Here is a 16,753-nt window from a genome sequence, read left to right as displayed (position 1 = left end):
ATCCACTGGGGTTAAGGCTATTTGCGGTTAGGGCTGGCGGCTTGTCGGGCAAGGGGACGGTTTCGATGTCGATGCGTGTGCTTGGAGCGCTTGGTTTCACCCTGGCGGCGATGACCGGTGGGGCGCACGCCTCGTCGATCGTCTTTCTCGGCGTCTCGACCTCGACGCCATCGGTCATCAAGGTTGGCGGATCCGAACCGGTCAGGATCGCCTCGTCGCCATCGATCGTCGCACTCGGCGATGCCCAGCCCGATGTGACTTATGAAAAGGTCGCGGCGATCCCCGAAAAGCCTAGGCACGGATCCGATGATCATTCGCGGCGGCATCGTCGGCGGCGCCTTCGCCGCGCCGGCTCCGGCCAGGGCGAGCGCCGCGGCGCCGGCAGCGGAGACGACGGCAGAGACCGCACCAGCAGGAACTGCAACGGCATCGAACGGCAAGCCCGAGTCGCAACCGGCAGCGCCGCAGCCGGCAGCAACACCGCAGCAGCCGATCGAGGGCGTCGGCAAAGCCGAGTAGGCCATTCAGCCAAGACAGTCGGCCAAGACAGTCGGCCGATCCATTCCGCTTGACGCCGATCGACGCCCCGGCGCACGATCGGCTTGGCGGCGGCGGCCCCAATTTCGCCAATCGGGTTTGGCATGAGCGCGCCGGGTTCTAGGAGAGCGAGGGGTTATCATGAACATGACGAAATCTTTGACTATTGCCGGCCTGTTGCTGGCGTCACCTATAGGTGTCGGCGGCGCGCAGGCCGGTGACGAGCTAGGGTCCTACGTCGCGCGCATTTCCGATCGCGACCACCATGCCAGCGACGGCTATGAGCTGAGCAGCGCAGCACAGATGGTGCGGCAGGACCGTGCCAACTGGCACAAGTTCCACCGGCGCGATGCCGGCGACCAGGGCGATGACTGGTTCCGCAGCAATGATGATCGCGCGTATCTGGAACGCATGCTGAAGCGCGGTGGCGCGATGAGCTCCTCGACACGGAACGCCATCGTCAATGGCGAGCCGCTGATCCAGGTCGACGTCTATTCAGACAGCGTGCATGTCAGCATTCTGGAGGATTGATTTCGTCAACCTCGGGAGGACTGACGGAGTCAGCCTCGAGACTGACACGTTGGTTCCGGACAAGAAGGGCGGCGTGTGAGCACCGCCCTTGTCGTCGCTGTCTTCGGGCTTATCTGCCCTTTAGCCAGCTATCCTGGAAAAATCCGCGACCTGATCGGTGGCCGTGCGGATGCGAGCCAGCAGCGCCAGGCGGTTGGCGCGCACGGCCTGGTCCTCATCATTCACGAGAACGCGTTCAAAGAATGAATCAACCGCTTCACGCAACACGCTAAGCGCCAGCATGGCGGCGGAAAAGTCTTCGTTTTGAATCGCTTCGCCGGCTTCTCTCTCCGCCTGATTCACCGCCGCAAACAGCGATTTCTCGGCCTCCTCGCGAAACAGCGCCGGCTCAACAGTCGCGGCGACGCGCGTTTTCTTCTTCTCCTCGGCAGCCAGAATGTTGGCCGCCCGCTTGGCGCCGGCGAGCAGGTTCTTGCCGTCCTCGGTGTCGAGGAAGGACCCTAGAGCTTCGACGCGACGCACGATCTGCAGGAGGTCGTCCGACTGCGATTGGCCGATCTCCCCCTTGTGGGGGAGATGCCCGGCAGGGCAGAGGGGGGCGCGCCAGAATGAGAGGTCGGCGGGACAGCGCCCCCCTCTGTCGGCTTCGCCGCCTCCACAAGGGGGGAGATTGGCGCGCTTCCACCACCTGCCAGCACGGCGTCAATGAGATCATGCCGAGCGCCCTGGTCGCGGAGATAGACTTTCAGGCGGTCGTGGAAGAAGGCGAGGAGGTCGGGGCCAAAGGCCCGTCCAGCCTTGGACGCGAGATAACTCGCCGTTTGATAGGCACTGTCGAAGAGCGATGTCAGCGGCAGTGAGATCCCATTCTCGATCAGGATTCTCACCACGCCCAGTGCGGCCCTTCTCAGCGCGTAAGGATCCTTCGAGCCCGTGGGCTTTTCATCGATCGCCCAGAACCCGACCAGCGTATCGATTTTGTCGGCGAGTGCGACGGCAATCGACACCGGATCGGTCGGCACGCGGTCGGACGGACCTTGCGGCTTGTAGTGTTCCTCGATCGCCGCGGCCACGGACGGATGCTCACCCTGCAGCAGCGCATACTTGCGCCCCATGGCGCCTTGCAGTTCCGGAAACTCGCCCACTGCTTCGGTCGTGAGGTCGGCTTTGGCCAGCACAGCGGCGCGAGCGGCGAGCGCGGTAATCTCCCCCCTTGAGGGGGAGATGTCGCCGAAGGCGACAGAGGGGGTCGTCTCGCGTGGAGCGCCAACTCCCTCTTTCTTCGAGAGACCGGACGGCGTCGCGGCAGCCGAAGCGACCCCCTCTGGCCTGCCGGCCATCTCCCCCTCGAGGGGGAAGATGGAGTGCGCCACTGTCGGCGCGATCTCTTGCGCCAGCCGCTTGATCCGCTCCACCCGCTCGCCTTGCGTGCCGAGCTTGGCATGGAAGGTGACATTGAGATGGTCGAGGCGGGCCATGCGCTGGTCGAGCGGTTTCTTCAGATCGAGGCCGAACTTTTTTGCCGATGCCTCGAGCTCTCCCAGATCGGGCAGATCGCCCTGGTCGGTCTTCCAGAAATACAGCGCGTCCGACAGGCGGGCACGCACCACCTTGCCGTTGCCGTGCGCGATCTCCTTGCCGCCGTCCTTGGCCTCGATGTTGGCGGTGAGGATGAAGCGGTTGGAGAGGTTTTCGCCGTCGCCTTGCGGCCGGGTGACAAAGCATTTCTGATTGGCGCGGATGGTCAGCCGGACCACCTCGGGCGGAATGGCGAGAAAGGCCTCCTCGTATTCGCCCATCAGCACCACCGGCCATTCGACCAGGCCCGACACTTCTTCCAACAACCCTTCGTCCTCGACCAGATCGAGCCCGTTGGCGAAGGCGAGGTTGCGGGCGTCGGCAAGGATGATCTCCTTGCGGCGGTCGCCATCGAGCACGACCTTGGCCGCTTCCAGCTTGGTCACGTAATCGTCGAAGCGGCGCACGGTGATTTCACCCGGCGCCATGAAACGATGGCCATAGGTGATATTGCCCGAGCGGATGCCATCGATCTCGAAATCGACCACCACCGGCTCCTCGGTCTCCGGGCCGAAGGTGCACAGGATCGTCTGCAGCGGCCGCACCCAGCGCAGCGAACCGGGCTTGGCCGAAGCCGGCCCCCAGCGCATCGATGTCGGCCACGGGAAGCTGCGGATGATGGCCGGCACCAGTTCGGCGACGATTTCTTCCGCCGCCCTGCCCGGCTTCGAAATATGGGCGACGTAGAAATCGCCCTTCTTCGGATCGGAATGGACATGCGCCTCGGCAACCGAGGCAAGGCCTGCCTTGCGCAGAAAACCCTGCACCGCCTGTTCCGGCGCCGCCGTCGACGGCCCCTTGATCTCCTCGTGGATGTCCTTCGAGCGCGCGGTCAAGCCCCTGACATCGAGCGCCAGGCGCCGCGGCGTCCAGTATTCGCGCGCGGCGTCATAGGTCAGACCCGCCTCGACCAGACCGTCGGTCAGCATCTTCCTGAGATCGCCCGCCGCCTTGCGCTGCATGCGGGCGGGAATTTCCTCGGAGCGAAGTTCTAGCAAAAGATCAGGCATGGTTAGGCTCGCGCGAAAATGGTCGGCGGGGCATAGCAACTCGGCTGGCCGCTGTCACCCTTTGCGCTTGCCGATCGTCGGCCAGGGGCGATTTTCTAAAATTTTCAAGGCGCTGTCGGGCCGCAACCAGCCCGCCCGTCCTTGGATCAAAGATTTCCATGAACCAAACGCAGCGCTGAAGCGACCAACGCTCAGGCAGGGACCTATTGGCTGAACGACCATGAAAACGGCATCGAGACTCCTCCAGATCATCGCGCTCAGCGCCTGTTTCGCCGCGCAAGTGCATGGCGCCTTCTCAATGCCGGGCGTACGGCAGGCTATGCGGACCATGGCCGGATCGACTGGCCCGATGTTGGCCCCAATCAACATGTCCCCCGAAATGATGAAGTGAACCTCAGGCGGCGAGCCCGCCGGCCTGGGTCTGCAAAAATGCCTCGCCGCAGGCCTTCGCCAGATTGCGCACCCGCAGGATGTAGCTCTGCCGCTCGGTCACCGAAATCACGCCGCGCGCGTCGAGCAGGTTGAAGACGTGGCTGGCCTTGATGCACTGGTCATAGGCCGGGAAGACCATGCGGTGCATCGGCAGATTGTCGTTCGAAGCCGGGGCGCCGGCCGCGAGCAGCGCCTTGCATTCGGCTTCGGCGTCCTCGAAATGCCTGAGCAGCATGGCGGTGTTGGCATATTCGAAATTGTGCCTGGAATATTCCTGCTCGGCCTGCAGGAAGACATTGCCATAGGTGACTTTTTCGGCGCCTTCTCGGCCATTGAAGTTGAGGTCGTAGACATTGTCGACGCCCTGCACATACATGGCCAGCCGCTCCAGGCCGTAGGTCAGTTCTCCCGCCACCGGCGCGCATTCGATGCCGCAGACCTGCTGGAAATAGGTGAACTGCGACACTTCCATCCCGTCGCACCAGCACTCCCAGCCGAGCCCCCAGGCGCCAAGCGTCGGGCTTGCCCAGTCGTCCTCGACGAAGCGAATGTCGTGCAGCAACGGATCGACGCCGATTGCCTTGAGCGAGCCGAGATAGAGTTCCTGCAGGTTCGGCGGATTGGGCTTCAGGATCACCTGGTACTGGTAATAATGCTGCAGCCGGTTGGGGTTTTCGCCGTAGCGGCCGTCCTTGGGCCGGCGCGAGGGCTGGACGTAGGCGGCGTTCCAGCCCTTGGGCCCGAGCGCGCGCAGCGTGGTGGCCGGATGGAAGGTGCCGGCGCCGACTTCCATGTCGTAAGGCTGCAGGATGACGCAGCCATAGGCGGCCCAGTAATTGTGCAGGGTCAGGATCAGCCCCTGGAACGAGCGGCTGGGATGCATATGGACTGGACTGTCTGACGTCACGGCGGCCTCGGAAAGCGCTGAAATGATGCCATTCCCTAGTTGCCGGGCCGGTAGGCGTCAAGGCAGCGCCTATCGCCGCCTTGATGAGAGGTTGAACGCTTTGCTTCGGACTGGCCCATTGCCGGACGGTGCCGGTGGCCGTTTGCTCGCCCAGCTTCAACGACAAAGGTTCAGCCATGCAAGGCCAGTTCACCGTACGCCCCGTCACCCGAGAGGATTACGAGCAATGGCTGCCGCTGTGGGACGGCTACAATGCGTTTTACGGCCGCTCGGGCGAGACCGCCTTGCCCGGTGACATCACTGCAATGACATGGTCGCGCTTCTTCGATGCCTATGAGCCGATGCATGCGCTGGTCGCCGAGAGCGAAGGCAAGCTTCTCGGCCTTGTCCACTATCTCTACCACCGCACCACGACGGCGATTTCGCCGAACTGCTATCTGCAGGATCTCTTCACCAATGAGGCGTCGCGCGGCAAGGGCGTCGGCCGGGCACTGATCGAAGACGTCTATACCAGGGCGCAAACCGCAGGCTCCAGCCGCGTCTACTGGCTGACACACGAAACCAACCACACGGCGATGAAGCTCTACGACAAGATCGGCGATCTCTCGGGGTTCGTCGTCTACCGAAAGCTGTTCTAGAATGAGCGCCAACGCTGGGTCTGCGCCGCGTCGCTTCGCTCCTTGCTCCGCCATAGAATGACGATCGCGATAGGGCGTCTCTATCTCTTTGTTTCTGTCGCAATTCCGAACGGAAAACCGCGCACACTTTCCTGGAATTGCTCTAAGACGCCAAGCCGAAAAAACGGGGCTCAGCGAGCCCCGTTTCATAAGAAGTATGGCCCGATCACCCCTTCGGCGCTGGCGGGGTGGCCGGCTTGACCTTCGGGGTTTCCTGCGCCGTGTTGGATTCGATCGGCGGCAGGCCCTTCATCAGCTTCTGCTGCAAAATGGCAAGCACATCGGGATCCGGCTTCAGGTCGCGCGCCTGGTTCCACTGGAATGTGGCTTCGAGCTTGCGGCCGACGCGCCAATAGGCATCGCCGAGATGGTCGTTGAGCACCGGATCTTCCGGCTTGAGCGACACGGCGCGCTCCATTTCGCGCACGGCGTCCTCGAACCGGCCCATGCGGAAATAGGCCCAGCCCAGCGAATCGACGATGTAGCCGTCGCTCGGCCTGAGGTCGACGGCCTTTTGGATCATCGCCAGCCCTTCCTTGAGGTTCATGTTCATGTCGACCCAGGAATAGCCGAGATAGTTCAGCACCTGCGGCTGGTCGGGGAACAGTTCCAGCGCCTTGAGGAAGTTCGGTTCGGCCTTGGGCCATTCCTTCAGCCGCTCATAGGCGATGCCGCGCTGATAGTAGATGTTCCAGTTGGCATTGGTCGGCGTCTTCAGCACCGCGACCGCCTTGTCGTAGAGAGTGGCGGCGGAGCGGAAATCCTCCTTCGAGGCATAGACCCCGCCCAGCGCCAGATAGGCGCGCATGTCATCGGGGTGAGCTTCGACGAATGCCTTGAGATGGGCGATCGCCTCGTCGTGACGGTTGAGATCGGCAAGGTTGAGGCCGAGCTGCAGGTCGGAAAGCTCCTTCAGCGGCGAGGAGGCTGGAATGCGGCTATAGAGCGCAATGGCGCCTTCGCCGTCCTTCAGCTGCTCCGCAACGGCCGCAAGCTGCACCAAAGCGGCGTCGCTGTCGGGCTTGAGCGCGAGCGCATATTGCAGATAGAGGCGCACGAACGGCTCGCCGCCGCCGCGATTGAGCGCGATGGCGAGGTCGAGCAGGATTTCAGCGGCGCCTTCGGAGGGACTGGCGACGAAGGGCTCGATCTTGTCGCCCTTGCTGATCCTGTCGCGAAGCGCCTGGATGTCGAGCTTGCCGGGCGCGAACGCCTCGGCCTTGTCGAGCACGTAGAGCGCCTTGTTCTTGTTTCCCTTGCGCGCCAGGAAAGACGCGTAGGCCTGGGCGTTGCGCATCCATGTCTCGGGCGCGGCACCGCCGGCCGTGACGTCGGTCAGGGTCGCGTCATAAAGCGCGTCGGCCTTGTCCGATAGGCCTGCGGCATCGGCGATCAGCGCGCGGTGGAAGGACTTGAACAGGCCGAACCAGTCAGGCCCCTGCAGTTTGTCGATCGAGGCCATCGCCCCGGTGGGGTCGCCGGCGCCCTCTTGTGCCCAGCCGGACATGACGCCGGAAATCAGCCGGTCGAGATCGGATTCGAGCGACAGCTTGAGCCAGTACTGCGCCTTGGTGAAATCCTTCTTGTGGAAGGAATCGACCGCCAGAGCCAGACGCGAGAAGCGCTCGACGTCGGGAACTGCCTTGAGCTTGTCGGCATAGACCAGCGATTCCTCGAAGCGGCCTTGCGCGATCAGCGACAGCATCAGGCTTTGCTGCAGCGAGGTGTCGCCGGGATTGAAGGCGAGCGCCTGCTTGTAATAAGCGATGGCATTGTCGAGGTCGTTGTCGCCTTCGGCGATGCGGGCGGCGAGATAGGCGCCCGAGAAGGAGGTGATCTTGACCGGGTCGGTCGATTCCTTGGCGTAGGCAGGCAGCGGAGAAATCGCCATCCCTGCCACAATTGCCAGCCCCGCGAGCCAGCGCGCACGTCCTTGCCGCATCGTATCCCTTTCAGCCAAGCGCCATCCCGCGTCGGCGCGGAGAAGCCATAGACTCGATGTTTCCTGACAAAGCATGGCCTTTTTGGGGTCAGGCTTCAATCCGGGCCGAATTCACAATCGGGTCACCCGATTAACAAACCATGGCGACGCAGACACTGTCAGTTCCGACAATAGCAGATCGGGGTTGGGAGCTACAGCCTGACATCGCGATATCCGCCTGCCGCTATCGTGCTGCACAGGCCGGCCCACTCGCAACCCTGGCAGGCCTCACGCGTCACGCCGGCTGAAAAGGCCGCGCGCAAGGCGGCAAGCGTTGCCGCGTCGAGGCTGAAGCGGACGCCGGCCCGGATCGGCCGGGTCAGCAGCTTGCCGACATCGCGTGCTGCCAGCTCGTCCCGGCCTGCGGCGCTTTCGCGCAAGCAGTGGGGCTCGGCCTCGCCGAGCAGCGGCCGACAGATGTCGTCGGGGCCGGAGACGATCAGAATATCCTCGCCCCGGCCCAGACGTTTCGCGATCACGTCATAATTGGCGACGAAGGCTGCGCTGTACCCTTCGCCGATATAGGTTAGCAGGCAAAGCAGATGGTGGGAGCGCAGCCGGACGGTCATCGGTCAGGACGCGCGAGCGGAGCCTGTTCCATCCCGATGGTATCGGGATGGGGCTCCATCTTTTTGTTTGAGCATGATCTCTTCCGAAAACCGGACTCATTTTTCGGGATCATGCTCCTGCCGGGTCCGCCTTACCGGAAAACAGCTTGAGCGTCGCGGCGCCGAGCGCCGATTTCAGCAGGCCGCCGACGAGGAACGGCAGGAAACCGAAGGCGATGGCCTGTTCGAGGCCGATCATGACGGCGAGCCAGGCCGTTCCGAGAACCAGGCAGGCGAGGTTGCCGAGGACCATGCCGGCGAAGGCGAGCAGCACGCGGTTGCCGTTCCAGCCGCGCTCGGCCAGCCAGCCGACAAGCGCGCTGACGAGCGGGAAGGCGAAGAGATAACCGCCCGTTGCCCCGACGAAATACGACGCGCCCGCTGCCCCTCCGGACAGGACAGGAAAGCCCACGGCGCCCTCGGCGAGCCAGGCGATGATGGTCATGGCGCCAAGCCGCCAGCCATAAAGTGCGCCGACCAGCGTCACGGCGAAGGTCTGCATGGTGACCGGCACCGGCACCATCGGCACCTCGATCTGGGACAACAGCGCCAGAAACAGCGTACCGAGGACGACGGCCGCGGCCTGCCAGCTATGCGAGCGGGTTTGCAGGCGCAACGGGCTGAAGGACGGCTTGGACGGCGAAAAGGCGATGTCGGTCATGGTTGCTTCCTAGCTGGTTTGAAATTATAGATAATTCTGTTGTTCGATCTATTATCGAATCCATATTTGCGCGGGAATGGCAACCCTCACCCCTAAAAAGGCTTGGGCTTGCGTGTCGAATAAAGGACATTTGGAAAGGCTGGCGGGACAGCACCCCCCTCTGGCCTGCCGGCCATCTCCCCCGCAAGTGGGGAGATCGGATGTCGCCTTTGCTTTCGCCAATGGCCGACGTTGCAGGACTAACGCAACGGCAAAGCTGTTGATCTCCCCGCTTGCGGGGGAGATGTCCGGCAGGACAGAGGGGGTGTGAAGGATCGCTACGCGCGGAATCCGACGACTTGTCCCTTCGTCCCTACCCGACGATGGCAAACGCTTCGCGCATCTTGCCCGACGCGGTCTTGACTGGTTTCTGGCCGATCCACTGCACGTGCCGGCCAAGCGTGGCGGCGGCCGATTCGGTGTTGCCTTGCCGCAGCGCGCTGAGGATCGCGCGATGATCCTGGTCGGTGCGGATTTCCCATTCCGAGCGCCAGGCGGCGAACAGGAAGCGGGCGCTTGCTGCGTGCAAATCGTCGATGGTGGCGATCAGCCGCGGCATGCCGCAGGGCGCCAGGATCAGCCGGTGGAAGGTGCGGTTGGCCTCCTCCCAAGAGCGGACATCGCGGGATTTGTCGCCGGCCTTTGTGGCTTCTTCGGCAAGATTGAGAATGGAAGCCGTCAGATGCGGCGCGGCATGGCGCAGCGCCAACACTTCGAGCGCTGCCCGCATTTCGGCGACTTCCCTTACCTCGCCGAGATCGAAAGCAGCGACGCGTACGCCCCGCCTGGGCTCACTGGCCGCCAGCCCTTGCGCCTCCAGGCGCCGAAAGGCCTCGCGCACCGGGACATGGCTGGTCTGGAATTCCTCGGCGATGTGATCCTGCCGCAACCGGGCGCCGGGTTCGATCGCGCCCGATATGATGCGATCCGCCAGCACCTTGCTGATGCGCACGGCGATGGTGTCGTCTGCGGTCTTTGCCATGTTTTTATAGATAATTTGCACTGCTGCCGATTGTCGAGCGGTGATTGCCCGATTTTGCGTGCAAACTTGCTTTGGCGCCAGGCGCGGGTCAGTTCACCCGGCTGATGCAGAAGTCGATGACGTCGATCAGCGCCGATTTCTGCGGCGTCGCCTCCAGCGGCGCCAGCGCGTCGCGGGCGATCTCGCCGAAATGGCGGGCGCGTCCGATGGTGTCGGCAATGGCGCCATGGCGGGTCATCAGGCCGATGGCCTTTTCCAGTCCGGCATCGTCGGTGACATTGTCCTCGATGGCGCGCTTCCAGAAGGTGCGCTCGGCCTTGGTGCCGCGCCGGTAGGCGAGGATGACCGGCAGCGTAACCTTGCCTTCGCGGAAATCGTCGCCGACATTCTTGCCCAGCTCCTGGCTGGAGCCGCCATAATCCAGCGCATCGTCGATGAGCTGGAAGGCAAGGCCGAGATTCATGCCGTAGGAGCGCAATGCGGCGCGATCGTTGCGCGTCGCCGATGCGATGACCGGACCGACCTCGGCGGCAGCCGAGAACAGCGCCGCGGTCTTGGCCTTGATGACGGCGAAATGCTCGTCCTCGGTGGTATCGAGGTTCTTGGCGGCCGCCAGCTGCATCACCTCGCCCTCGGCGATGATCGAGGCGGCGCTGGACAGGATGTCGAGCGCTTCCAGCGAACCGACATCGACCATCATGCGAAAAGCCTGGCCGAGCAGGAAATCGCCGACCAGCACGCTCGCCTGGTTGCCCCAGATCATGCGGGCAGTCTTTTTGCCGCGCCGCATGCCGCTCTCGTCGACGACGTCGTCATGGAGCAGCGTGGCGGTGTGCATGAACTCGACCGCGGTGGCGAGCTTGACGTGGCCCTCGCCGGAATAGCCGAACATCTGGGCCGCCGCGAGCGTCAGCATGGGACGCAGCCTTTTGCCGCCCGACGAGATCAGATGATTGGCGACCTCCGGGATCATCTCGACGTCGGAGCCGGCCTTGGACAGGATCAGTTTGTTGACGCGCCCCATATCGGCTGCTGTCAGGTCGATGAGATCCTTGATGGAGGCGGGTTCCCGCTTCCCGTTTTCGATGTTGAGAACGACACCCACCAACAAACACTCCCGTCTTTGATCACGCGTGCGACGGCACCCTGGTCCCGCCTGGGACTCTAGGGCGGCACATACGGGCACGGCAAGAGGCGAATTGGCGCGGCTGCGGTGACGGCGTGTCAACCTTAGCGACCGCATGCCGTTGCCCGAAAACCGCTCCACACTTTCGGCGCCATGCTCCAGCGTTTACATCAACGCTGCAACCTGCGAACTTCGTCCGATGATAGAACTCGTGCGCACCAACGATGCCGTGATCATCTCCTTTGTCGAATCGCTGATGCGCGATGCCGGGATTGCCTGCTTCGTCGCCGACCAGAACATGAGCATTCTCGAAGGGTCGATCGGTCTTTTGCAGAAGCGCGTGATGGTCGATGCCGACCAGGCCGATCAGGCGCGGCGCATCTTGAAAGACGCCGGCATCGAGAACGAAATCCGCCAGACATAATGGCTGAAGCGAGCGCGCTTACCAGCGATACGCCGGCCCATACGGTCGATGCCTTCCATCGCGGCCGCTTCTGGCTTGTCCAGCCCAGGACAGGGCATCGCGCCGGGATGGATGCCATGATGCTGGCGGCAGCAGTTTCATCCGGCTTTTCTGGACGCCTCGCCGATTTCGGCGCCGGCGCCGGTGCGGCGGGTCTCGCCGTGCTGTCGCGCTGCCCAGAGGCGCAGGTCGTGCTCGTCGAACGGTCGGCCGAGATGGCAGGCTTCGCCACAACCACGCTCGCCCATCCCGGCAATGCGCATCTCGGCAATCGCGCCTCGGTGCTGACCGCCGACGTCACGCTGTCAGGCCGGGCGCGGACGCAAGCCGGCCTCGCCGACAATTCCTTCGATTTCGTCATCATGAACCCGCCCTTCAACGCGGCGCAAGACCGCGCCACGCCAGATCCGCTGCGGCGGCAGGCGCATGTCATGGACGACGGGCTGTTCGAAAGCTGGATCCGGAGTGCGGCTGCCGTCGCCAAGCCGCGCGGGGGCCTGGCCGTCATTGCGCGGCCGGAACAGCTTGGCGACCTCCTCGATGCGCTGTCGGGCCGCTTCGGCGACGCCGAGATGCTGGCCGTGCATCCGCGCCCGGAAGCAGCCGCAATCCGCATTGTGGTCAGGGCAGCGCTCGGCGCGCGCGGCAAGCTGTCGATCCGCCCGCCTTTGATGCTGCATGGGCAAACGGGCGACGGCCCGTCGGAACGAACCGAGATGATCAACAACGGACTGGCGTCGCTGTTTGGCGATTGATTTAGGCCCGTCAGTGTCGTTGCCGCAAAACCGGCACACAGTTGGCTGAGATGGATTGCAGCATTGCCGTTGACCGGCAAATCCCTACATGCGTTGAAGCCATTTGGAGACAGCCACCTCGTGAAACGCCTTTTCAACCGCCTGCTGCCGAAATCCTGGCGATCCAGCGTCGTCACCATTCCCGTCATCAGGCTGCATGGCACCATCATGGCCGGCGGCGGCCCGTTCCGGCCGAGCCTGTCCTTGGCGTCCACCGCCGCCCTCATCGAAAAGGCGTTCCTGTTCGATGCGCCCGCCGTCGCCATTTCAATCAATTCGCCTGGCGGCTCGCCGGTGCAGTCGCGGCTGATCTTCAAGCGCATCCGCGACCTCGCGGTCGAGAAGAACAAAAAGGTGCTGGTCTTCGTCGAGGATGTGGCGGCCTCGGGCGGCTACATGATCGCGGTCGCCGGCGACGAGATCTTTGCCGATCCGTCCTCCATCGTCGGTTCGATTGGTGTCGTCTCGGCCTCGTTCGGCTTTCCCGAGTTGATGAAGAAGATCGGTGTCGAGCGCCGTGTCCACACCGCCGGCCAGAACAAGGCGGTGCTCGACCCGTTCAAGCCGGAGAAGAGGGAAGACGTCGAGCGCCTGAAGGCGCTGCAGCTGGAAGTGCACGAGACCTTCATCGACCTGGTCAGGGAACGCCGTGGCACCAAGCTGAAGGACGATCCGGACCTGTTCACCGGCCTGTTCTGGACCGGCAAGAAAGGGCTGGAGCTTGGCCTCGTCGATGCGTTGAGCGACATGCGCACGGTACTGAAAACCCGCTTCGGCGCGAAAACCCAGCTCAGGCTGGTCACCGCGCCGCGTGGCCTGTTTGGCCGCATCGGCCTGTTCGGCTCGAACTTTTCAGCGCCCGATATTGCCGCCGCCGCCGCAAGCGGCATGATCGATGCGGCGGAAGAGCGCGCATTGTGGGCTCGCTTCGGGCTTTGAAAAAGCAGGGAAAGCGTCTAGCATGAGGGCTTGACAGTCTGCCTTGCCGCCTTGCGAGGGAGGAGCTTTGAAATGCCACAGATCATTTTCTTCGCAGTTGTCGGCGCAGCCGCTTATTTCGGCTACCGCACCTTCGTCCGCGAGGCCGAACGTGTGACCGCCAAGGTGCGGCGCACCGAAAAGCAGGCAGCCAACGGCACCAACGGCACGCTGGTCCAGGATCCCAAGACCGGCGAATACCGCCTGGCCAAGGACTGATCATCATCCCGTCAGCAGCCGACAGTTTGGATGCCGCAGCCCGGACGTGGCTTGCGCCCGCCAAGATAAATCTGGCGCTGCACGTCACCGGCAAGCGCGCCGACGGCTACCATCTGCTCGAGAGCCTGGTCGTTTTCACCCGCTTCGGCGACAGGGTCGAGATCGAGCCTGCCGACGCCGACCGGTTCTCCGTATCGGGCCGTTACGCGACTTCCGTGCCGATCGACGACAGCAATCTGGTGGTGAAGGCGCGCGAGGCGCTGCGCAGGCAGGCCGGCCAGCAGAGCACGCCGCCGGTTGCCATCCGGCTGGAAAAGAACCTGCCGATCGCATCCGGCGTCGGCGGCGGCTCAAGCGACGCGGCGGCGGTATTGCAGGGTCTTGTCCGGACCTGGGGGCTCGACATCGGCGAGGCCGAACTGAGCCGGATCGGTCTCACGCTCGGCGCCGACTTGCCGATGTGTCTTGCGGCAAAACCGCTGGTTGCGCGTGGCGTCGGCGACGAGCTGTCGCTGGTGCCGGATTTTCCGGCGCTCGCTTTGGTGCTGGTCAATCCCGGCGTCGCCGTCTCGACGCCTGATGTGTTCAACGCACTTGAGAAACGCGACAATGAGGGATTGCCGCCGCTGCCGCGTGCATTTGACTTCCACAGTGTCCGCAACTGGCTGGAGATCACCCGCAACGATCTCGAACCGGCGGCGCAGGCGATCCAGCCGCCCATCGGCCGAGCGCTTTCCCTGCTGAACAGGGCCGGATCTGGATTCTCGCGCATGTCGGGCTCCGGCGCGACATGCTTCGGACTGTTCGAGACCGGCAATGTCGCCAAGCGCGCCGCCGCCGAGATCCGCAGCCGCGAACCGGAGTGGTTTGTCGCCGCGACACGAAGCATCGCTTCAGAGGGGGCCGATGACCAAAATTGACGAAAGCCGCCCCTTCATCCCGGTGCGCATCGCGGTGCTGACGGTGTCCGATACGCGCAGCCTTGCCGACGACAAATCAGGGCGGACGCTGGCCGATCGCATCGTCGAGGCCGGCCATGTCCTGGCCGCGCGCGACATCGTCACCGACGACCGGGAGAAAATCCGCGACAAGGTGCTGGGCTGGTCGCGCGACGAAGACATCGATGTCGTCATCACCACCGGCGGCACCGGTTTTACCGGCCGCGACGTGACGCCGGAGGCGCTGGAGCCGATCTTCGAGAAGCGCATGGATGGCTTTTCCGAAGTGTTCCACCGCATTTCCTACGACAAGATCGGCACCTCGACAGTGCAGAGTCGGGCGACGGGCGGCGTCGTCAACGCCACCTTCGTCTTCGTGCTGCCGGGCTCGCCCGGCGCCTGCAGGGACGCCTGGGACGGCATCCTGAAACCGCAGCTCGACTACCGCCACATGCCCTGCAACTTCGTCGAGATCATGCCGCGCCTGGACGAGCATTTGCGGCGCGGCAAGGCCGCCTCGTAAACCAAGGCAAAGCCGGCCAAGTGCTGCCTTTGTCAGGCAGAATGGCGGCTGCGCCTTCGAGAGGTCATTTCCTCCGGGTCGTCGGGCGGATAGTCTGTCGCCAAGTCAAGACGGAAGAGATCCAATGAGCGCGCACCGCGGCGGCTGCCATTGCGGCAACATCCACCTGACGTTCGAAACGGGAATCGAGCCGGCCGAGGTGGAGATCCGCGCCTGCCAGTGCGCGTTCTGTGTCCGGCATGGTTCGCGCGCCGCTGCCGATCCGCAGGGCCGATTGATCGTCTCGGTCGAGGACGAGGCTCGGCTGCACCGATACCGGTTCGGATTGCGCACCGCCGATTATCTCATCTGCCGGGACTGCGGCGTCTATGTCGCTGCTGTGACCACCGACGGCGAACCGAGAGCGATCGTCATCGTCAATGCGCTGGATGACCGGCCGCGGTTCAACCGCGAGCCGGTCCCAATGGACTATGATGCCGAGAACAAAGAGGGTCGCATTGCCCGGCGGCAAGCGCGCTGGATGCCGGTCGAGATCCGCTCCGGCGTCAGCGGATGACCGGCTCGCCGTGGAAGCGGCGGCGCGAGGGCGGCGAGACGCCGAAGCCGACCTCCATCATCAGCCGTGGCGTGGTGGACGGCACGGTGCCCATGTGGAAGCCGAACGGGTCCTCGACGAAGCCGAGGCCGGCCTCGCCGGTCAGCGTGACCGGGCTGTCGTCGCCATAGACCTTGAGCACGTCTTGCGCCGGATGGCCGACCAGCAGCGTCAGCTGGTGCTTGAGGCTGCGCCTGTTGTGGCTGGCTTTGACATAGACATGCGGGCCGGTGCCGGCATCGCAGGGCTTGAGATAGAAGAAGAATTTCAGCATCCGCCAGTCGTCGAGATCGAAATGATATTTGCCGAGCGAGGCAAGGTTCTTGTCGGCGTCGGAAGCCTCGCCGGTCGGAAAGCTCCACCAGACACGCGTGGTGATCAGCTTTGCCTGCCCGCCCAGATAGTGCTGGGCGATGTCGAGCAGCAGCGGGTCGTTCTGGATGGCGAGTGCCGCCTTGCAGCCGAGGATGCGCTCGAAATAGTGTCCGCTGAGCAAAGAGCGGCCGAACCGCTTCTCGGCTTCTGCGTGTTCTCCGGGCATGAATTCGAGCCGGCGGTCGAAATTGCCGAAGCACGGCGTGCTCTGAGCAAAGCTGGCGATCTCTTCGTGGATTGCCTGCGGAAGGACCAGTCCGGAGAACAGGCCATCGGTGCGCAGCGCCGCGACGATCGACTTGAGGTGGACGCCCCTGAACATCGTCGCTCCGGCACTCTGCGCGGGGCGCGCGGCTTTGGCGCCAAGCCAGTGCAGCTTGCGCGCCGGCATGGTGCGGGCAAGCACGAACATCGGCAGCCATGCGGGATTTTCGCGCAGGTCGGACAGATAGGTCGGGATACGCACCGCAATGCGGCGGAGCAGGCTGCCGTTGCGGGCAATGGCTTCCAGACTGGGGGCGCCGGATTTGTCAGGGGACGAAAGGTTCATCGGGGTCCTCAGATATGAACGGCAGCAACGACGACGCGGTGCTTGCTTACCGCTCCGGCACTACCCAAACCCCGATATCCCGCATCAACGGAATGCTAATCCCGCGTCAGCTTTTGTGCAATGCACAATAGCTTTTTGCGGCGAAAAAGAGGGATGGTGCTGCGACCGTGCCAATGCGGATGAGACGCCGACGCTGCTCCTCATCCGCCCTTCGGGCACCCTTCTCCCTGGGAACGGGAAAAGGGAGAA

At 63.7% G+C, this 16,753-nt stretch carries 19 protein-coding genes and 1 pseudogene; 10 read left to right on the top strand and 10 right to left on the bottom strand.

Annotation, left to right across the window (positions count from 1 at the left end; genetic code table 11):
• The first annotated feature begins 65 nt into the window (after nucleotides 1-65).
• Both NLY37_RS01490 and NLY37_RS01485 read left to right on the top strand, forming a co-directional pair.
• The gene (locus NLY37_RS01490) at nucleotides 66-572 is read left to right on the top strand and encodes a hypothetical protein (protein ID WP_245270720.1); all 507 of its coding nucleotides are present in this window, start codon (nucleotides 66-68) and stop codon (nucleotides 570-572) included.
• 112 nt (nucleotides 573-684) lie between these two features.
• Entirely contained in the window at nucleotides 685-1,068 is a 384-nt protein-coding gene (locus tag NLY37_RS01485) for a hypothetical protein (RefSeq protein ID WP_245270717.1), read from the top strand.
• A 120-nt stretch (nucleotides 1,069-1,188) separates the two neighbouring features.
• Here NLY37_RS01485 and NLY37_RS01480 read toward each other — a convergent pair.
• From NLY37_RS01480 to NLY37_RS01465, 4 genes and pseudogenes are all read right to left on the bottom strand, one after another.
• Nucleotides 1,189-1,614, bottom strand: a pseudogene (locus NLY37_RS01480) (DALR anticodon-binding domain-containing protein); the annotation flags it as partial.
• A complete protein-coding gene (glyS, locus tag NLY37_RS01475; protein WP_286441352.1) occupies nucleotides 1,569-3,656 on the bottom strand; it encodes a glycine--tRNA ligase subunit beta in 2,088 nt (695 codons plus the stop codon). The pseudogene NLY37_RS01480 and the gene glyS, both read right to left, overlap by 46 nt.
• 54 nt (nucleotides 3,657-3,710) lie before the next feature.
• On the bottom strand, nucleotides 3,711-3,986 hold the full coding sequence (locus tag NLY37_RS01470) for a hypothetical protein (RefSeq protein ID WP_156933887.1): 276 nt from the start codon (nucleotides 3,984-3,986) through the stop codon (nucleotides 3,711-3,713).
• 64 nt (nucleotides 3,987-4,050) lie between these two features.
• Entirely contained in the window at nucleotides 4,051-4,971 is a 921-nt protein-coding gene (locus NLY37_RS01465; protein ID WP_023696573.1) for a glycine--tRNA ligase subunit alpha, read from the bottom strand.
• Between the two features lie 200 nt (nucleotides 4,972-5,171).
• On the opposite strand from NLY37_RS01465, the gene NLY37_RS01460 reads away from it, so the two are divergent.
• On the top strand, nucleotides 5,172-5,633 hold the full coding sequence (locus NLY37_RS01460; RefSeq protein ID WP_023687114.1) for a GNAT family N-acetyltransferase: 462 nt from the start codon (nucleotides 5,172-5,174) through the stop codon (nucleotides 5,631-5,633).
• Between the two features lie 205 nt (nucleotides 5,634-5,838).
• Here the strand turns inward: NLY37_RS01460 and NLY37_RS01455 are convergent, their stop codons facing one another.
• The 5 genes from NLY37_RS01455 to NLY37_RS01435 form a co-directional block, all read right to left on the bottom strand.
• Nucleotides 5,839-7,614: a tetratricopeptide repeat protein gene (locus NLY37_RS01455; protein ID WP_023740685.1), complete on the bottom strand. Its 1,776-nt coding sequence runs from the start codon at nucleotides 7,612-7,614 to the stop codon at nucleotides 5,839-5,841.
• Between the two features lie 191 nt (nucleotides 7,615-7,805).
• Nucleotides 7,806-8,222: a DUF1284 domain-containing protein gene (locus NLY37_RS01450; protein WP_023740684.1), complete on the bottom strand. Its 417-nt coding sequence runs from the start codon at nucleotides 8,220-8,222 to the stop codon at nucleotides 7,806-7,808.
• 109 nt (nucleotides 8,223-8,331) lie between these two features.
• Nucleotides 8,332-8,922: a biotin transporter BioY gene (locus NLY37_RS01445; protein ID WP_023740683.1), complete on the bottom strand. Its 591-nt coding sequence runs from the start codon at nucleotides 8,920-8,922 to the stop codon at nucleotides 8,332-8,334.
• A gap of 352 nt (nucleotides 8,923-9,274) precedes the next feature.
• Complete coding sequence (locus NLY37_RS01440; RefSeq protein ID WP_023702055.1) at nucleotides 9,275-9,943, bottom strand: GntR family transcriptional regulator; 669 nt, start codon at nucleotides 9,941-9,943, stop codon at nucleotides 9,275-9,277.
• An 88-nt stretch (nucleotides 9,944-10,031) separates the two neighbouring features.
• On the bottom strand, nucleotides 10,032-11,048 hold the full coding sequence (locus tag NLY37_RS01435) for a polyprenyl synthetase family protein (RefSeq protein WP_023668471.1): 1,017 nt from the start codon (nucleotides 11,046-11,048) through the stop codon (nucleotides 10,032-10,034).
• A gap of 220 nt (nucleotides 11,049-11,268) precedes the next feature.
• On the opposite strand from NLY37_RS01435, the gene NLY37_RS01430 reads away from it, so the two are divergent.
• The 7 genes from NLY37_RS01430 (at nucleotide 11,269) to NLY37_RS01400 (ending at nucleotide 15,540) form a co-directional block, all read left to right on the top strand.
• Nucleotides 11,269-11,493 carry a putative signal transducing protein gene (locus NLY37_RS01430; RefSeq protein ID WP_023692106.1) on the top strand — a complete coding sequence of 75 codons (225 nt, stop codon included), beginning with the start codon at nucleotides 11,269-11,271 and terminating at the stop codon, nucleotides 11,491-11,493.
• The gene (locus NLY37_RS01425) at nucleotides 11,493-12,287 is read left to right on the top strand and encodes a tRNA1(Val) (adenine(37)-N6)-methyltransferase (RefSeq protein ID WP_023696580.1); all 795 of its coding nucleotides are present in this window, start codon (nucleotides 11,493-11,495) and stop codon (nucleotides 12,285-12,287) included. The genes NLY37_RS01430 and NLY37_RS01425 overlap by 1 nt, the downstream gene beginning before the upstream one ends.
• A gap of 120 nt (nucleotides 12,288-12,407) precedes the next feature.
• Nucleotides 12,408-13,265 carry a S49 family peptidase gene (locus NLY37_RS01420; protein WP_023740682.1) on the top strand — a complete coding sequence of 286 codons (858 nt, stop codon included), beginning with the start codon at nucleotides 12,408-12,410 and terminating at the stop codon, nucleotides 13,263-13,265.
• Between the two features lie 72 nt (nucleotides 13,266-13,337).
• Nucleotides 13,338-13,523 (top strand): membrane protein, encoded by a 186-nt coding sequence (locus NLY37_RS01415; protein ID WP_023668475.1) that lies wholly within the window; start codon nucleotides 13,338-13,340, stop codon nucleotides 13,521-13,523.
• 26 nt (nucleotides 13,524-13,549) lie between these two features.
• Entirely contained in the window at nucleotides 13,550-14,443 is an 894-nt protein-coding gene (locus tag NLY37_RS01410; protein ID WP_023740681.1) for a 4-(cytidine 5'-diphospho)-2-C-methyl-D-erythritol kinase, read from the top strand.
• On the top strand, nucleotides 14,430-14,984 hold the full coding sequence (gene moaB, locus NLY37_RS01405) for a molybdenum cofactor biosynthesis protein B (protein ID WP_023732120.1): 555 nt from the start codon (nucleotides 14,430-14,432) through the stop codon (nucleotides 14,982-14,984). The genes NLY37_RS01410 and moaB overlap by 14 nt, the downstream gene beginning before the upstream one ends.
• Before the next feature lie 124 nt (nucleotides 14,985-15,108).
• Nucleotides 15,109-15,540, top strand: coding sequence for a GFA family protein (locus NLY37_RS01400; protein WP_023709898.1), 432 nt, complete (start codon nucleotides 15,109-15,111; stop codon nucleotides 15,538-15,540).
• Here the strand turns inward: NLY37_RS01400 and NLY37_RS01395 are convergent.
• Entirely contained in the window at nucleotides 15,530-16,504 is a 975-nt protein-coding gene (locus NLY37_RS01395; protein WP_023740680.1) for a hypothetical protein, read from the bottom strand. The two genes, NLY37_RS01400 and NLY37_RS01395, sit on opposite strands and share 11 nt — an antisense overlap.
• Nucleotides 16,505-16,753 lie beyond the last annotated feature (249 nt).

It is taken from the genome of Mesorhizobium sp. C395A (genome assembly GCF_030323205.1).
In the GTDB taxonomy this organism is placed as follows: Bacteria; Pseudomonadota; Alphaproteobacteria; order Rhizobiales; family Rhizobiaceae; genus Mesorhizobium.
This window is presented reverse-complemented; position numbering and strand designations above follow the sequence as displayed.

Excerpts from the sequence above, each read along its gene's own strand:
- moaB (WP_023732120.1), top strand. The coding sequence starts at position 14,430 with ATGACCAAAATTGACGAAAGCCGCCCCTTCATCCCGGTGCGCATCGCG.
- NLY37_RS01395 (WP_023740680.1), bottom strand. The coding sequence starts at position 16,504 with ATGAACCTTTCGTCCCCTGACAAATCCGGCGCCCCCAGTCTGGAAGCC.
- NLY37_RS01455 (WP_023740685.1), bottom strand. The coding sequence starts at position 7,614 with ATGCGGCAAGGACGTGCGCGCTGGCTCGCGGGGCTGGCAATTGTGGCA.
- NLY37_RS01425 (WP_023696580.1), top strand. The coding sequence starts at position 11,493 with ATGGCTGAAGCGAGCGCGCTTACCAGCGATACGCCGGCCCATACGGTC.
- NLY37_RS01445 (WP_023740683.1), bottom strand. The coding sequence starts at position 8,922 with ATGACCGACATCGCCTTTTCGCCGTCCAAGCCGTCCTTCAGCCCGTTG.
- NLY37_RS01490 (WP_245270720.1), top strand. The coding sequence starts at position 66 with ATGTCGATGCGTGTGCTTGGAGCGCTTGGTTTCACCCTGGCGGCGATG.
- NLY37_RS01415 (WP_023668475.1), top strand. The coding sequence starts at position 13,338 with ATGCCACAGATCATTTTCTTCGCAGTTGTCGGCGCAGCCGCTTATTTC.
- NLY37_RS01430 (WP_023692106.1), top strand. The coding sequence starts at position 11,269 with ATGATAGAACTCGTGCGCACCAACGATGCCGTGATCATCTCCTTTGTC.
- NLY37_RS01450 (WP_023740684.1), bottom strand. The coding sequence starts at position 8,222 with ATGACCGTCCGGCTGCGCTCCCACCATCTGCTTTGCCTGCTAACCTAT.
- NLY37_RS01470 (WP_156933887.1), bottom strand. The coding sequence starts at position 3,986 with ATGGTCCGCATAGCCTGCCGTACGCCCGGCATTGAGAAGGCGCCATGC.
- NLY37_RS01460 (WP_023687114.1), top strand. The coding sequence starts at position 5,172 with ATGCAAGGCCAGTTCACCGTACGCCCCGTCACCCGAGAGGATTACGAG.
- NLY37_RS01400 (WP_023709898.1), top strand. The coding sequence starts at position 15,109 with ATGAGCGCGCACCGCGGCGGCTGCCATTGCGGCAACATCCACCTGACG.
- glyS (WP_286441352.1), bottom strand. The coding sequence starts at position 3,656 with ATGCCTGATCTTTTGCTAGAACTTCGCTCCGAGGAAATTCCCGCCCGC.
- NLY37_RS01465 (WP_023696573.1), bottom strand. The coding sequence starts at position 4,971 with ATGCATCCCAGCCGCTCGTTCCAGGGGCTGATCCTGACCCTGCACAAT.
- NLY37_RS01485 (WP_245270717.1), top strand. The coding sequence starts at position 685 with ATGACGAAATCTTTGACTATTGCCGGCCTGTTGCTGGCGTCACCTATA.
- NLY37_RS01440 (WP_023702055.1), bottom strand. The coding sequence starts at position 9,943 with ATGGCAAAGACCGCAGACGACACCATCGCCGTGCGCATCAGCAAGGTG.